Raw genomic sequence first — 14,429 nt, 5'->3', positions numbered from 1 at the left:
TTTTGGCGAGCTTTAACAGATCGTCGTAACTCAGCCAATAAGCAAAAATAAAATAGGGTAGGACGTGGAAAATAGAACGGATTGGGTCGATTACGCAAAAGGTATAGGTATTCTACTTGTAGTGTATGGGCATGTGGCGAGAGGGTTGTTCAACGCCAATATAGATATGCCTACTGCGTTTTATCATATGGTAGATAGCGTGGTTTATAGCTTTCACATGCCGCTATTTTTCTTTTTGTCAGGGTTGTTTTTTTATCGTTCATTCTCCAAGCGAGGTGCTAAGAAACTGATGTTCAGCAAGATGGACACCATTTTCTACCCGTACGTTTTGTGGTCTTTATTGCAAGGCAGTATTGAAGCCGTTTTATCGAACTACACTAACGGGAATGTGTCTTTCAGTGATGTATTTGCGTTGCTTTGGGAGCCAAGAGCCCAGTTTTGGTTCTTATATGCGCTTTTCTTTGTGTTTCTAGTCAGCTCTGTCGTGTATTCCATCGGTTCTAAAGCGTTGGGGGTGGGGCTTTTTGTCGTCACGGTATTGCTGTACGTATTTGCTTCATTTTTGCCAAATGTCACTCTGATTAACTTCTTAACTCAAAATCTAGTGTTCTTCTTTTTAGGAATAATCTTCACTCAGTACGCTTTAGATCGCTTCTTTAAATCTGGTGCGGCACTGGGCGTTACGTTAGTTTTATTTGCCTTTATTCAGTGGGTATATCACGGCTTGTGGGGTATGGATTACAGTCAGAGAGGGGCAGAATCACTGATTGTTGCTATTTGCTCTATAGCGTTTGTCACGTCACTATCCATCACGTTATCTAAAGGATCGTTTGGGTTTTTGAAAACGCTAGGAGTAGCGTCGATGTCGATTTATGTCATGCATATATTGGCTGGCAGTGGCGTGAGAGTGGTTTTAACAAAAGGGATGGGGATTGAGTCTGCATCGGTGCATTTGATTGTCGGTATGGCAGTGGCCACACTGGCACCTTTAGTGGCGCACAAAATCATTGAGGCGTTTCGTATTCCTTTTATCTTGTCTGCACCGATTTCTCGCTTTTTCCTGCCACGTGACCAATAACGTGCGGCTTCGTTAAACAACCCAGCAAAACAGTTCACTTTCTGCTGGGTTCTCTAGAAATAGGATACTAAAGGCTACTTGAGTATATACCTTGGGGTGTTACCAAGTGAGTGTTGGGTCAATGCACTGATAAACTTGACCAAGTGCACTGTCATTAGTAAGCAATTTTTGCGCTAAACGCGCGACTTCACTGCGATGGATCAGCCCATGCACTTCATCGTTCTGAGACAGCTCACCTTTCTCTGTGATTTCACCATCTTTCAGGCCGCCCGGTCTTAAAATAGTGAAAGGAACGTTGCTGCTTTGAAGCCAAGATTCCGCCAAAGATTTTTCACGTACTGCTGCCCCAAACCCTTGTTTTGAACGCTCTGATAAGTACTGCCACGAATCTCCGCAGCCCAAAGAGGTGACCAGCAAAAAGCGCTTTATGTCGTGCCCTTCTAGCGCATTAGTTAAGTTGCGATGACCAATGTAATCAACGGGTACTTCAGCGCGAAAACTCCCCATGGTCGAAATAACCAATGCTTCTTTCGGAATGTGACCGACGGTTTCCTTTACCTGCGCTTCAACGGTGGCATCACAGATCAACGCTTTAACCCCAAGTTCTGCAAGGCGAGGGTTTTTCTCTGGTGTGCGAGCAACAGCGATAACTTGATAATCGTGCTGATGAAAGTACTCAACCATAGCAGCACCTAAACCGCTGGCGGCTCCCCAAATAACGACGGTATTCATAGTAAATCTCCAAATGTGAATAAGAATAATTTACATGTCTAACTATAAGATTACCAATAGATTAAACACGGAATCGTTTACGTACACACTGGTCCGATCAAGACGGAACAAAGGTTGAATACAAGTGGCGTATATTCCTTGTGGAGAAACGCCGTTTAGCTGGTTGTTTTCTATTGAGAAGCGAATCGCAGGGTTTACATCGAATCACCCGATTTTGAATTTTATTTCATATAATTCATTTGGTTATTGCTTCTTGGTTGCACTGAATGATGAAAAAAATAGCGGCGTATACACTGACTTTTTCCTTTGTGGCTTTTCTGCTGGTAGGGAGCAAACTTGATTGGTTTGCATCAAGTAACCCAGATTCGTTCCCTAAATTGCCTGAAGCGCCTGATTTTAGTGTATCGAGTGAATTTGATGGGAAATGGGTAGGGCGTCGGATCAATGAATCAAGCAGCAGCTTATGCGAGCCAACAACAATAGAAGGCGACGTGGTTGATGGACTGGTCACCTTTGTTCTCACATACAACGGAACACCGCTTAAAGGTTGGGTATCAGAGAACAAAGATCTGACATTGTATGCAAGCCATAGCCAATGGGATTATCGATTTGCAGGCAAGGTCACGAGCGATAGAATTGATGGGAAGTGGAACCTAAACAACGGACCGTGTCACGGGACTTGGTACCTCGAAAAGCTCAGTTGATGGCAATACATTAAATTCAATTCGACGCCTCATTCTCAGTAGGCACAATCATTTCAAAATAGTCATTTTCATCATTGTTTGATGTAATCCTTTTTTTGTTTGGTTACCTTTTCACACTCTCCTTTATTTATAGATTGTTACTGTTACGAATCATTTTTGAATAACGCCTTTTTCTTTTTATCCAAGTGGATCTTTCCTCGAAAATCGTTAGCACTTGAAATTCTGAACGGACATTTTAAAAATATATTTTTAAAATCACTTGCTTTTCAATGCCTTAAAAACCATTTAAGGTTTTATATTAAATAATTCAACATAAAACCTTTAAATCTAAAGTCAGCATGTGTACTATACGCCTCGTTGTCAAGAATGAGACACATCGAGGCTTTTTTATTGCTTACAGTTTCGGGTGTGGGTATTGGTTTTGACGACAAATCTTTTGGATCGAGAGCTGGATGGATAAGGCTCTCTATGTGAAACATGGACGTCTTAACCAATCAAAGGTTTTAAGATGAAAAAATCTCTTATCGCTCTATCCATTGCTTCTTTTTTCTCCATTAATGTTTCTGCAGCAATCGCTCCTATTGTTATAGATATTGAAAGTGTTGATAAACATCTTCGCGATAACTTCACCGTCGTTGATTCTGGAAAAACGCGTATTGTAATTGATGATCATGGAAACAAAGCCATTATTGAAGATAGAACGGTTGATGGAGGTATGAGTTCATACAAAGTTACCGACGCAAACGGTCGAAAGCATCACGTTAACTTCGACAGACATGGAAAGGTGTTTTCTGTAAATGGTAGAAAAATTAATGGGAAAATAGATGATTTGCCTGATGTAAATGGTGACCCTACAGATCCAATTAATTTATTAAAGCGAGTTAAAAAAATTGAGTCTATAGGTAAAGCTGAGATAAAAAGCGTTCAGCGACAATTTTCAGCTATGGACAGTACTCTAAGAACAGACGCCGCACATGCATTAGATACGGTCAAAGCTGATGGTCTATCGCATATGAATACGCGCTTGGCGGCACTGGATGACTCATTACGTCAAGATGGATCTTCTGCACTTGTCAAAGCAAAAGATCAAGGTGTTGAGTACGTAACGGATCGCATTTCAGCCATGGATAATGCTGTAAGAGCAGACGCAGTACATGCATTAGATACGGTCAAAGCTGATGGTCTATCGCATATGAATACGCGCTTGGCGGCATTGGATGACTCAGTGCGTCAAGATGGAGCTTCTGCACTTGCCAAAGCAAAAGCGCAAGGCGTTGATTTAGTCAATACTCGTTTAAATTCAATGAACAATTCTCTACGCGAGGATGGTCAGAGTGCATATAAGAGTTTAAATACAAAAATTGATGCCGTAGCGGGGGTTGATATTGATGGTGCTGTCGATATCGCTTCAGATGAAGTAAACAAGCGAATTACTTCTGTTGGTGGAGAGTTAGCGAAACAAGGGCAAATTGCTGTGAACGCGGCAAATACTCGGATGAATAGCATCGAAGAACGCACAGGGAGAGCGTTTTCTAGCGTTCGAAATGACGCAAAACTGGCTTATAACAATTTAAATACAAAAATTGATGCCGTAGCGGGGGTTGATATCGATGGTGCTGTCGATATCGCTTCAGATGAAGTAAACAAGCGAATTACTTCTGTTGGTGGAGAGTTAGCGAAACAAGGGCAAATTGCTGTGAACGCGGCAAATACTCGGATGAGTAACATCGAAGCGCGCACAGGGCAAGCGTTTTCTGGAGCTCGAAAAGATGCAGAATTGGCTTATAACGAACTAAATAAGAAGATCGACACGTTAACCAATATTGATGTTGATGGTGGGGCGGAATTTGTCTCAAAAGAGGTTAATAAGCGAATAGATATAGCGGGTGAGCAAGCGTATGAAGTAGCTAAAGTTGAAATGAAAAATATGTATGCTGAAGGTAAGGCTGCTATTGATTCAGCAAAAGCGGAAATTCGAAAAGAAGCGGTGGAAGCATATAAGGAACTGCAAAAAGAGATAGGTGATAGTAGCAAAAACGATACTTTTGATATTAATGACAGTGTAGCGAGTAAAATTGCAGAAGAGTTTGATCGTATTCGTGAATCAGGGGCATCGCTTGCGTCAACTGGGGAAGCCGCGTACAACTCGTTATCAAGTGATATCTCAAAAAATACTCAGGCTATTAATGACTTGCGTACAGACTTCGAATCACAGGCAGCTCAGTACAATGAACGCTTCGATAAAATGGACAAGCGCATGGATGGAGTGATGGCTGGAACCCACGCTATTAACAATGCTCGCCCAATGGTGTCAGGTGGTCAAACGGCATTTGGTGTCGGTACTGGCTTTGCTGGTAAAGCTCAAGCAATAGCCGTTGGTTTTGCACATAGCTTCCAAGATTCTAACTGGTCAATGTCTGCAACTACTAACGTTACCCAAGGTCACGGTATTAAAACGGAGCTATCTGCTGGTGCAGGTGTGCAATACGCGTTTTAAGTGAATTTTTAATCCCTAGGGCGCGTTTGCGCCCTTTTTTATTGAGGTCATTGTGCTTACAACAAAACTCATTCAAGCCTCTATTGCTGGGGTAGAAGGTTACACTCGAACGTTTGATTTTAATTTTTTCAAACTGACAGAAGAAGTAGGGGAGTTGGCTGTTGAGATTCAGGTTGAGCAGAAAAAATTGCCTAGCGAAAAAGGGGGTAAAGATGGTGTGGTTGGCGAAGCCATTGATGTTGCGCTTTGTGCGCTTGATATTGCATTTTTGCAACTGAATAAACAAGGAATACGCAATATTGAAGAAATGGAACACGTACTGAATCAAGTGGCGAGCACCAAACTTGCGCGTTGGGAAAAGAAGCTTGAGCAGTTGCAGTCAGAAGAATCATTTCTCTAAGTCGACGGCAGCTTTTCGAGTGATGTATCGTTATTGATGCTTGAATCTACGTGCTACAACCCATATCTAATCACTGTCTCAACACATAATAAGGAATACAGATGTTTGGAAAGTTAAAGGCGTCATTAGGTATTGGTGCGGCGAAAGTGGATACGGTGTTGCACAACATGAGCCTTTCTCAAGGTGAAACGTTAGAAGGGACTGTTCATATTCAAGGCGGTGATGTTGAGCAACAAATTGATGCGATAAAACTGAAACTTTGCACTCAAGTAAAAGAGGAATCAGACAGTGGCACAAGCTACCCATCATTTGTGTTGGGGCATCTTCAAGCGGTGGAGCCTTTTGTTATTGGCCCGGGTGAAGAGAAACAAGTCAATTTTGAACTCAAGCTTCACGACGAAACGCCAGTGACTGCGTTGAATGCACTAAACAACCTATGTCATGTTTGGGTAGAAACAACGTTGGATATTGATTTTGCTATCGACCCTAAAGACCGAGATCTTGTCGAGGTGAAACCTCTCCCTGTCGTCTCCAGCGTGATATCTGCTATCGAATCAGCAGGGTTTACGATGGTAAAAGCAGACGTTGAAAAAGGGCATTTACGCGCGAACACATTTCAGTCGCACTCAGGTTGTTATCAGGAAATTGAATTTCGCAACAATGGCTTTGTCACCAGCAAAGAGATTGAACTATCGTTTATTCTAGAGGGCGACGTGGTTCATTGTTTGGCTGAAGTTGACCGAGCAATGAGTCTTCGTGGAGATCAATATGTATCCTTCACGCTAAACCGAAACGCTTCTGCGCGAGAAGTGCAAGCTGCGGTATCTCGCGTTCTTTCTGTTTAAAGTCTTTAAACTGGCTTACGAAAAGCACAAAAATCCTCCCGATACTTTACGTAGCGTAGAACGCGTAAAACGAGAAGCGTTGGGAGGACTCAATGATAAGGACAGATCATGCTAAAGGGAATTCATCATACTGCGATCATATGTTCCGATTATTCTGTCTCTAAGGCATTTTATTGTGACATTTTGGGACTGAAAATTATTGCCGAAAACTACCGAGAAGATCGTGCATCTTACAAACTCGATTTGGCGCTTCCAAATGGCAACCAGATCGAATTGTTTTCCTTTCCCAACCCACCTAAAAGACCGACTCGACCAGAAGCCAGAGGGCTGAGACATTTAGCATTTTCAGTTACTTGTATCGAAGACGTTGTTGAACACCTAGAAAAGAATAATGTTGAGATTGAACCCATTCGAATCGATGAGTTTACTCAAAGTCGCTATACATTTTTTCAAGATCCTGATGGGCTTCCACTCGAACTTTACGAAGTTTCTACTTAGTTTTCTGTTCAAAATGGCTGGTTTGTTTAGCACAAATTAACTTCAACATTAGATGTTTCGATTTACTATCGCATTTCATTTTTTGCTAGTTGGTACGAGCCATTGAAAATTGTTTTGATGCGGCATGGGCAACCAGAACTCGATCTGCACAGTTTGAAAAGCCAAAGGTTTTCTTCCCATGATCTTGGATCGCTTGTGCTTGAATACGAATCGTCGGATTTAAATTTCTCTACGCTTCCTAGTGAGCAAGCGATTAAGGCGGCACAAGGCTGTAACATAGCCGTGAGCAGCCAGTTACCATGGGCGATTTCGTCTGTGAGATTACTCGGGGTAGAGGAGGTACATCACGTACAAAAGTGCTTTCGAGAATCCGACTTACCCTATCTCAACTGGCAAACCCCCAAGCTAAATTTTCTCTGCTGGGCTATGATTTTTCGACTTTGTTGGTTGTTTGGCTTTGCTAAAAATGGAGAGCCTATTCATGAAGCAAAAGAGCGAGCGAGGTTAGGGGCGAATTATTTAAGTGCGTTAGCGAACCAACATGAGAGCGTATTTTTGCTAGGACATGGCATAATGAATAGACTCATTGCTAAACAGCTCAAATCCCAAGGATGGAAACAAACGGAATCCACAGGCGAAAGTTACTGGTCGTATTCCGTGTTTGAATACTAGTTAAAACACCTTGAAGGCAAATCAAAGGAGGTGATATGGCTGTAAACTACAAAATAGTGCCTTTTAAAGAATGTCATGCAGAAGAAATAACCACATTCTGGCGTGAAAACATGCGTCAGAGCTTGGGAATTAACCCCGTGCATTCTTTTGAATCTCAGATGCATTTCCTCTCCCATATTCTCCCCTTGTCTTATCGTATTTTTGTTGCCGTGAACGATTCTGAACACGCCGTTGGGTTCATCGCAATAAAACCCAATGAGATTAACCAATTGTATATTCACCCCGATTATCAAGGGAAAGGTATTGGTAGTGAATTCATACAGATGGCAAAGTCCCAAGCAGACTCTTTCCTAGAGTTAAGAACATTTGAAGTCAACAAACGTGCGCAATCCTTTTATATAAAGCACGGCTTTTTAGCGAGTATAGGAGACTGCGACAATGAAGAAGGGTTGCAGGATATCCTGTTTCGCTGGGATGTAACCCAGCCCTAAAGGGGATAATGCAACTGTCTTAAATAAGAGAATGTTATTTAACTATTGGAATGCTATAACATTTTCTTTGATTTTGTGTTTTAAGCTAATGCATTGAAGTTTCAATACTTATCTCTATATTTTATATGCCTTTTAATGAGTATGTGATGTTGATATTGGTGTTCCATTTTCGAGACAGTGTGTTTACAAGGTTATTTAGGATCGCTATTTAACATATTGACCATAAATTATGTGGGGTGTAAAACTAAATGGTATTCAGGGCTTAATTAAGTACTGATGCACTTTTTCTTGTCGAGCCAATTTCAAGAAAAAGGATGAGCACGAAGCATGCTTCGATTAAGACTCATAAAAATGCGTAGCAAGGTAACGAAGCCTAAATGAATTCGGTTATTCGAATTCATTTAGGCTTTTTTATTTGCAAAATTCAGCTGCTTGGAAGCAGAGCTTAGAACAATTAGCCGTGGAAGTTAGGTATGGATACGTTTCACATAGGTTTACTTTATTCAACAGAGGGCACTTATCGAAAGATAGGTTACAACGCCTTACTTGGTGCTCGCTATGCGATTGAAAAAGTGAACGCAGATGAACGTTTTCAATTCCAGTTGAAAGGGCATCATATCGATCCGAAAGGCAACATGGACGAATACATCAAAGGCGCTCAGTCTTTGTTGAAGCAAGGGATAAAACACATTGTCGGCACGATAACATCGAGTGCACGCAAGGAAGTGATCCCAGATGTGCATGAGTATCAGGCACTGCTTTGGTATGGCTCACCTTATGAAGGATACGAATGCGACGAGCATGTTGTGTACCATGGGGCTTGCCCTAATCAGAACTTATTGCCAATGCTTCGATATGCGGTTCCACGTTTTGGTAAGCGAGTTGCACTTCTTGGCTCCAATTATGTTTGGGGATGGGAAAGTAACCGTATAGCCAGAGATGCTATCGCTAGCATAGGCGGAGAGATAGTAGAAGACAGCTACTATCGTTTCGATACCAAAGATTTCCGATTGTCGATAGAGAACCTGAAATCCCATCAGCCTGATTTTGTCATTAATAATTTAGTTGGAGAATCCAGCTACGCGTTTTTGCATCAACTTAATGATGCATGGAGCGCCGACTCCCTCCCAGTCTTGAGCAGCAACCTCAGTGAATGTGAACTGGCAAGCATTCGCGCCTTGCCAAATTTACGTTTGTTCACTGCGCTGACTTTTTTGCAATCGATAGACCCCCAATTTACCGATACAGCAAAATTGGCAATATCAGACAGTGAACCCGTCTCAAGCAACTTTGTCGGCGCTTATCTTTCTATTCTTAGTCTCGCCAATGCTATTTCATTAGCAGGAAGTGATGACGTAACGTCCGTACGCTCAGTTCTACATAAAGTACGAACAGAAACCCCAATGGGGCACACGTTAGCTATCTCCAATAATCAGCATGCGGTGTTACCCTGCTTTATTGGGGAGCGAGATGGGTCGGATTTTCGCATGGTGAAATCTTACGCCCCAATCGAACCCAACCCCTATCTTATTGCTCAGGGGTTCCTTACCGATGTTGATGAGCTAGAAATGCCTGCTCGGCTTAGGGTGGTCAAATGAGTATCTCAACGTTATCCATCAGTAAGATCTCGGTTATTTCAGCAGATGAGCGAACATGCAGCCAGATCCAAAAAGCGACCGAGCGAATGGGGATTTATTGCCATATCAGCGACCATATCGACGATAAACCGACGGATCTTTTACTCATTGACGTGCAACACTATTTTGCTGATATTGCTGTGCAAAAACCGATTCGGCAATCCATGCCCGTTGTTGGGTTGCTGGCTCATGGCTCCCCCACTGAAATAGAACGTGCCATCTCTATGGGGGCGATGTCGGTTGTTGGCAAACCCATTCACCAGGTGGGGTTGTATTCTGCATTTCACATGGCATTAAAACTCTCTCAGCAACATTCGGCGCTACACCAAGAATTAGATACTTTGAGAACACGTCATAAGCTTCGCCCTATTGTAATAGAAGCGGTGATCAAAGTGATGGAAACACACAAGCTCACCGAGCAAAAAGCGTATGAGGTTTTGCGACAATATTCGATGCACAGAAACCTACCTGTGGAGCAAATTTGTCTAGAGCTATCGCAAGGCAACATGAGCTATGAAAGGCTTAGGAGTCAAGGCTAATGTGGAATCAGTTATTGTCGCGCCCCTCGGTCGTTATCTCGATGGTGGTCATATGCGCTATTGTCTGCCTAGCGGTGGGTGCACACCTTTTCGCACCTTATGACCCAACTGAGCAGTTCTTTGAAGGGCTAACGTTAGAAGGCGCGCCTCTCCCTCCTAATGAAACCTTTTGGTTAGGAACAGACTTATTGGGGCGAGACCTTTTATCGCGCATTATCTACGGCTCTCAAACCTCTTTGCTTATTGGGCTCGTTGCCAATGGCATTGCCATCATTATTGGAACGGCAGTAGGGGTTACCGCAGCGTATTTTAAAGGCTGGATTGGCACGGTATTGATGCGGTTCACCGATCTTATGATGGCTTTTCCAGCGCTACTTTTGGCGATAGCGCTTGCGGCCATTTTTACCCCCAGCTTGTGGATTGTTGCCATGGTCATCGCCATGGTCAATTGGGTCCAAATCGCTAGGGTTGTGTATTCAGAAACGTTGGCGATCAGCGAAAAAGACTTCATCGCTGCGGAAAAAGCGATTGGGGTTTCAGAAGCAAAAATATTGCTCAGCCATGTCTTTCCACATTTAGTACCGACGATGTTGGTATGGGGGACACTTGGCATTTCAACCACCGTTTTACTTGAAGCGACGCTCTCTTACTTAGGGATAGGTGTACAGCCTCCTATTCCTAGCTGGGGCAACATTATCTTCGAAAATCAAACCTATTTCAGTGTGGCACCTTGGCTGGTGTTTATCCCTGGTAGCGTGATTATTTTGCTTTCACTGTGCTTTAACATTTTGGGGGATGCACTCCGCGATGCACTCGACCCAACTCTGAATGGGAGAGAAGCCAGATGAGCTACTACCTATTGAAGCGCTTACTGCATGCGGCTTTTATTCTGCTAGGCGTGACCTTCATTACCTACTTGTTGCTCTATTTGCTGCCGGCCGATCCTGCAAGGCAAATCGCCGGGCGCAGCGCAACTGCTGAAACCGTCAACAATATTCGCGAACAACTTGGGTTGAATTTACCTTTTTATGAGCAATATTGGCGCTACTTAACCAACTTGCTTCAAGGAGATATGGGGCGCTCGTGGTTACAAAAAACGGAAGTATCAGAGTTGATTGCTTCTCGCCTCCCTGCTTCTTTACAGCTAATGATAGCCGGAATTGGCGTCGAACTCGTGATAGGGCTTTCACTGGGCATTATTGCTGCGCTCAAACGCAATAGCTTGATTGACCGTGGGTTGATGATTTTTTCATTTGTGGGGGTATCGTCTCCACATTTCGTTGCAGCAATGATGTTTTTATATCTATTTGCTGTGCAATGGTCTTGGTTCCCGATTGGGGGATATGGTGAATGGAAACACTTGGTGCTTCCCGCCATTACGCTAGGAATATTGGGCAGTGGGTGGTACGCGCGGATGATGCGTTCTTCGATGATCGAAGTGCTGCATCAAGACTACATAAGAACGGCCAAAGCCAAAGGGCTCAGCCACACAAGGATTATATGCCGACACATGATCCCTAACGCGATTTTGCCGATCATTTCCATGATAGCAATCGACATAGGTATTTTCATTGGCGGCATGGTGGTGGTGGAGTCTGTATTCGGTTGGCCGGGCATAGGGCAGCTAGCATGGCAAGCAATTCAACGTGTCGATATACCCATTATTGTGGGCGTCACCTTGGTTTCTGCGGTAGCTATTGTATTGGGGAATTTGCTGGCTGATCTGATCTCACCGTTTGTTGATCCAAGGATTGACTTAAAAAAACTGTAACAAGGAAAAGTGTGATGAAAAAGTTAGCTATTACCGCGGCTTTATCTTTGATGGCGGTGTCTTTTTTGACATCGGCAGAAGTGAAGCAAGGCGGCTCCATGATTGTGACTTACAAGGATGATGTTTCAACGCTAGACCCTGCGATAGGTTACGACTGGCAAAACTGGTCGATGATCAAAGCACTGTTTGATGGGTTGATGGATTACAAGCCGGGTACCACCGAGTTGGAACCGGATCTCGCTGAAAGCTACACCATATCTGACGACGGCAAAACTTATACTTTCAAGCTTAAACAAGGTATTCGCTTCCACAACGGTCGTGAAGTCAAAGCGCAAGACGTGAAGTATTCCATTGAACGTACCATTAACCCAGCGACTCAAAGTCCAGGCGCTGGATTTTTTGGCTCGCTAGAAGGGTTTGAGGCGTTTAACAATGGCCAGTCCAAAGAGCTAGAAAGTGTTAAAGCGGTCGACGATTACACCGTTAGCTTCCAACTGTCTCGCCCTGATGCCACCTTCCTTCATGTGTTGGCGATCAACTTTGCCTTTGTGGTGCCACAAGAATCCGTCGAAAAATGGGGTGCAGACTTTGGTAAGCACCCTGTCGGAACAGGGGCATTTAAGTTGGGTGAATGGAAACTAGGGCAATACCTCACCTTCCAACGCAATGAAGCTTACAACAAATCGGGCCTACCTTATTTGGATGAGATTCGATTTGAAGTTGGGCAAGAGCCTGTGGTCGCGCTGCTTCGTTTAGAAAAAGGAGAAGTGGATATTGCGGGTGATGGCATCCCACCAGCGAAGTTTCTTCAAATGAAAAACAGCCCGCAATACAAACCTTTAATTATTGCTGGCGACCAATTACACACCGGCTACATCACCATGAACGTGAAGATGAAGCCATTCGATAACGTGAAGGTACGCCAAGCTGTGAATATGGCGATCAATAAACGTCGCATTGTACAAATCATTAATGGGCGCGGCACACCAGCGAACCAACCATTGCCTCCTGCTATGCCCGGATATTCCAAGTCTTACAAAGGCTACGCGTACGACCCAGAAATGGCCAAAAACAAGCTAGCAGAAGCAGGTTTTAAAGACGGTTTCAGCACTGAAATCTACGTCGCGAATACCGATCCTCAGCCACGTATTGCACAGGCCATTCAACAAGATTTAGCGAAAATTGGCGTGAAAGCCGAAATTAAAGCACTCGCGCAAGCCAATGTGATCGCCGCTGGGGGCGACGCCAGTCAAGCGCCAATGATTTGGTCTGGCGGCATGGCTTGGATTGCAGACTTCCCTGATCCGTCAAACTTCTATGGACCGATTCTTGGTTGTGGTGGCGCAGTTGATGGCGGCTGGAACTGGGCTTGGTATTGCAACGAAGCACTGGATGATAGAGCAGCAAAAGCCGATGCCATGGTGGCAGAATCACAGCAAGCACAACGAATGAAAGAATGGGAAAGCATCTACGTCGACTTGATGGCTGATGCACCTTGGGTGCCTGTATTTAACGAACGTCGTTTTACCATTCGTTCTGAACGCTTAGGTGGAGACACCAGTATCTTCGTTGATCCGGTTCATATTCCTGTTAACTATGAAAATGTGTGGGCTAAAGATGTGCAATAACTCATTTGTGAAAACCATCCATAGCGTCCACCATCATCATGGTTGGAATAACGCCATTTCCCCCGCGTACCATGTGGCGCGGGGAACCACATTGGAATTTGAATGTTTAGACAGCTCTGGTGGGCAACTCACCACCTCTTCTACGGCTGAAGACATTGCAGGGCTGGACTTTGGCAAAATCAATCCAGTAACTGGGCCTATATTCGTTGAAGGTGCGAGACCGGGCGATGTGTTGAAAATGACCATTCACGAATTCAAGCCCAGCGGGTTTGGCTGGACCGCCAATATTCCAGGTTTTGGATTGCTGGCAGACCAATTTCAATCCCCAGCATTGAACCTTTGGTCGTACGACACGCAAACCCTAGCCCCAGCGGCTTTTGGACAGTGCGCCAACGTGCCACTTAAGCCGTTTGCTGGCACCATTGGCGTTGCTCCAGCACAAAACGGTGACCATTCTGTTGTGCCCCCTAGGCGAGTGGGGGGCAATATGGATATCCGAGATTTGTCGGCTGGTACCACGCTTTATCTGCCTATTGAAGTGGAAGGGGCGCTATTGTCTATCGGTGATACCCATGCAGCTCAAGGTGATGGGGAAGTATGCGGAACCGCGATAGAGAGCCCAATGAATGTGGTGGTCGAACTGGATGTTGTAGATAACCTAAAAATCGATACGCCCTATTTCACCACAACCGGCCCCGTGACTAACCACCTAGACAGTAAAGGGTATCAAGTCACTACGGGGGTAGAGCCAGATCTGATGGCTGGCGCACGGAGCGCTGTGAGCCAAATGGTGGATTTGCTTTGCGCTCAACATCATATGGCACCAGAGCAAGCTTACATGCTCTGCTCAGTGTGTGGCGACTTAAGGATCAGTGAAATTGTCGATGCGCCAAATTGGCTCGTCACATTCTACATGCCTAACGTAGTGTTCGAGTAG

General features: G+C 44.2%; 15 protein-coding genes. 14 read left to right on the top strand and 1 reads right to left on the bottom strand.

Annotation, left to right across the window (positions count from 1 at the left end):
* Positions 1 to 64: 64 nt before the first annotated feature.
* A complete protein-coding gene (locus LDO37_RS26975) occupies positions 65 to 1,078 on the top strand; it encodes an acyltransferase family protein (RefSeq protein WP_126607572.1) in 1,014 nt (337 codons plus the stop codon).
* 99 nt (positions 1,079 to 1,177) lie between these two features.
* Here LDO37_RS26975 and LDO37_RS26970 read toward each other — a convergent pair whose 3' ends face one another.
* Positions 1,178 to 1,810 (bottom strand): SDR family NAD(P)-dependent oxidoreductase, encoded by a 633-nt coding sequence (locus LDO37_RS26970; protein ID WP_126607571.1) that lies wholly within the window; start codon positions 1,808 to 1,810, stop codon positions 1,178 to 1,180.
* A 269-nt stretch (positions 1,811 to 2,079) separates the two neighbouring features.
* Here LDO37_RS26970 and LDO37_RS26965 point away from each other — a divergent pair, with 269 nt between their 5' ends.
* The 13 genes from LDO37_RS26965 (at position 2,080) to LDO37_RS26905 (ending at position 14,429) form a co-directional block, all read left to right on the top strand.
* On the top strand, positions 2,080 to 2,514 hold the full coding sequence (locus LDO37_RS26965) for a hypothetical protein (protein ID WP_126607593.1): 435 nt from the start codon (positions 2,080 to 2,082) through the stop codon (positions 2,512 to 2,514).
* 508 nt (positions 2,515 to 3,022) lie between these two features.
* Positions 3,023 to 5,011 carry a YadA C-terminal domain-containing protein gene (locus tag LDO37_RS26960; protein WP_224055631.1) on the top strand — a complete coding sequence of 663 codons (1,989 nt, stop codon included), beginning with the start codon at positions 3,023 to 3,025 and terminating at the stop codon, positions 5,009 to 5,011.
* 52 nt (positions 5,012 to 5,063) lie between these two features.
* Positions 5,064 to 5,411, top strand: a complete 348-nt coding sequence (locus tag LDO37_RS26955; RefSeq protein ID WP_126607569.1) for a hypothetical protein — start codon at positions 5,064 to 5,066, stop codon at positions 5,409 to 5,411.
* Between the two features lie 101 nt (positions 5,412 to 5,512).
* Positions 5,513 to 6,256: a sporulation protein gene (locus LDO37_RS26950; protein WP_126607568.1), complete on the top strand. Its 744-nt coding sequence runs from the start codon at positions 5,513 to 5,515 to the stop codon at positions 6,254 to 6,256.
* A 108-nt stretch (positions 6,257 to 6,364) separates the two neighbouring features.
* The gene (gene gloA2 / locus LDO37_RS26945) at positions 6,365 to 6,754 is read left to right on the top strand and encodes an SMU1112c/YaeR family gloxylase I-like metalloprotein (RefSeq protein WP_126607567.1); all 390 of its coding nucleotides are present in this window, start codon (positions 6,365 to 6,367) and stop codon (positions 6,752 to 6,754) included.
* Positions 6,755 to 6,856: 102 nt separating this feature from the next.
* Positions 6,857 to 7,426, top strand: coding sequence for a hypothetical protein (locus LDO37_RS26940; RefSeq protein ID WP_126607566.1), 570 nt, complete (start codon positions 6,857 to 6,859; stop codon positions 7,424 to 7,426).
* A gap of 35 nt (positions 7,427 to 7,461) precedes the next feature.
* Positions 7,462 to 7,917 (top strand): GNAT family N-acetyltransferase, encoded by a 456-nt coding sequence (locus tag LDO37_RS26935; RefSeq protein WP_126607565.1) that lies wholly within the window; start codon positions 7,462 to 7,464, stop codon positions 7,915 to 7,917.
* Positions 7,918 to 8,390: 473 nt separating this feature from the next.
* A complete protein-coding gene (locus LDO37_RS26930; protein ID WP_126607564.1) occupies positions 8,391 to 9,515 on the top strand; it encodes a transporter substrate-binding protein in 1,125 nt (374 codons plus the stop codon).
* Complete coding sequence (locus LDO37_RS26925; protein ID WP_126607563.1) at positions 9,512 to 10,093, top strand: ANTAR domain-containing response regulator; 582 nt, start codon at positions 9,512 to 9,514, stop codon at positions 10,091 to 10,093. Before LDO37_RS26930 ends, LDO37_RS26925 begins: the two co-directional genes overlap by 4 nt.
* Positions 10,093 to 10,941: an ABC transporter permease gene (locus LDO37_RS26920; protein ID WP_126607562.1), complete on the top strand. Its 849-nt coding sequence runs from the start codon at positions 10,093 to 10,095 to the stop codon at positions 10,939 to 10,941. Before LDO37_RS26925 ends, LDO37_RS26920 begins: the two co-directional genes overlap by 1 nt.
* Positions 10,938 to 11,864, top strand: coding sequence for an ABC transporter permease (locus tag LDO37_RS26915; RefSeq protein ID WP_101111539.1), 927 nt, complete (start codon positions 10,938 to 10,940; stop codon positions 11,862 to 11,864). Before LDO37_RS26920 ends, LDO37_RS26915 begins: the two co-directional genes overlap by 4 nt.
* 14 nt (positions 11,865 to 11,878) lie before the next feature.
* Positions 11,879 to 13,492 (top strand): ABC transporter substrate-binding protein, encoded by a 1,614-nt coding sequence (locus tag LDO37_RS26910; protein ID WP_126607561.1) that lies wholly within the window; start codon positions 11,879 to 11,881, stop codon positions 13,490 to 13,492.
* A complete protein-coding gene (locus LDO37_RS26905) occupies positions 13,482 to 14,429 on the top strand; it encodes an acetamidase/formamidase family protein (RefSeq protein WP_126607560.1) in 948 nt (315 codons plus the stop codon). The genes LDO37_RS26910 and LDO37_RS26905 overlap by 11 nt, the downstream gene beginning before the upstream one ends.

Source organism: Vibrio penaeicida, assembly GCF_019977755.1.
Taxonomy (GTDB): domain Bacteria; phylum Pseudomonadota; class Gammaproteobacteria; order Enterobacterales; family Vibrionaceae; genus Vibrio; species Vibrio penaeicida.
Note: the sequence above shows the minus strand (reverse complement) of the source record. Positions and strands in the feature narration are given on the sequence as shown.

Excerpts from the sequence above, each read along its gene's own strand:
- LDO37_RS26925 (WP_126607563.1), top strand. The coding sequence starts at position 9,512 with ATGAGTATCTCAACGTTATCCATCAGTAAGATCTCGGTTATTTCAGCA.
- LDO37_RS26920 (WP_126607562.1), top strand. The coding sequence starts at position 10,093 with ATGTGGAATCAGTTATTGTCGCGCCCCTCGGTCGTTATCTCGATGGTG.
- LDO37_RS26910 (WP_126607561.1), top strand. The coding sequence starts at position 11,879 with ATGAAAAAGTTAGCTATTACCGCGGCTTTATCTTTGATGGCGGTGTCT.
- LDO37_RS26930 (WP_126607564.1), top strand. The coding sequence starts at position 8,391 with ATGGATACGTTTCACATAGGTTTACTTTATTCAACAGAGGGCACTTAT.
- LDO37_RS26905 (WP_126607560.1), top strand. The coding sequence starts at position 13,482 with ATGTGCAATAACTCATTTGTGAAAACCATCCATAGCGTCCACCATCAT.
- gloA2 (WP_126607567.1), top strand. The coding sequence starts at position 6,365 with ATGCTAAAGGGAATTCATCATACTGCGATCATATGTTCCGATTATTCT.
- LDO37_RS26960 (WP_224055631.1), top strand. The coding sequence starts at position 3,023 with ATGAAAAAATCTCTTATCGCTCTATCCATTGCTTCTTTTTTCTCCATT.
- LDO37_RS26965 (WP_126607593.1), top strand. The coding sequence starts at position 2,080 with ATGAAAAAAATAGCGGCGTATACACTGACTTTTTCCTTTGTGGCTTTT.
- LDO37_RS26935 (WP_126607565.1), top strand. The coding sequence starts at position 7,462 with ATGGCTGTAAACTACAAAATAGTGCCTTTTAAAGAATGTCATGCAGAA.
- LDO37_RS26915 (WP_101111539.1), top strand. The coding sequence starts at position 10,938 with ATGAGCTACTACCTATTGAAGCGCTTACTGCATGCGGCTTTTATTCTG.
- LDO37_RS26970 (WP_126607571.1), bottom strand. The coding sequence starts at position 1,810 with ATGAATACCGTCGTTATTTGGGGAGCCGCCAGCGGTTTAGGTGCTGCT.
- LDO37_RS26950 (WP_126607568.1), top strand. The coding sequence starts at position 5,513 with ATGTTTGGAAAGTTAAAGGCGTCATTAGGTATTGGTGCGGCGAAAGTG.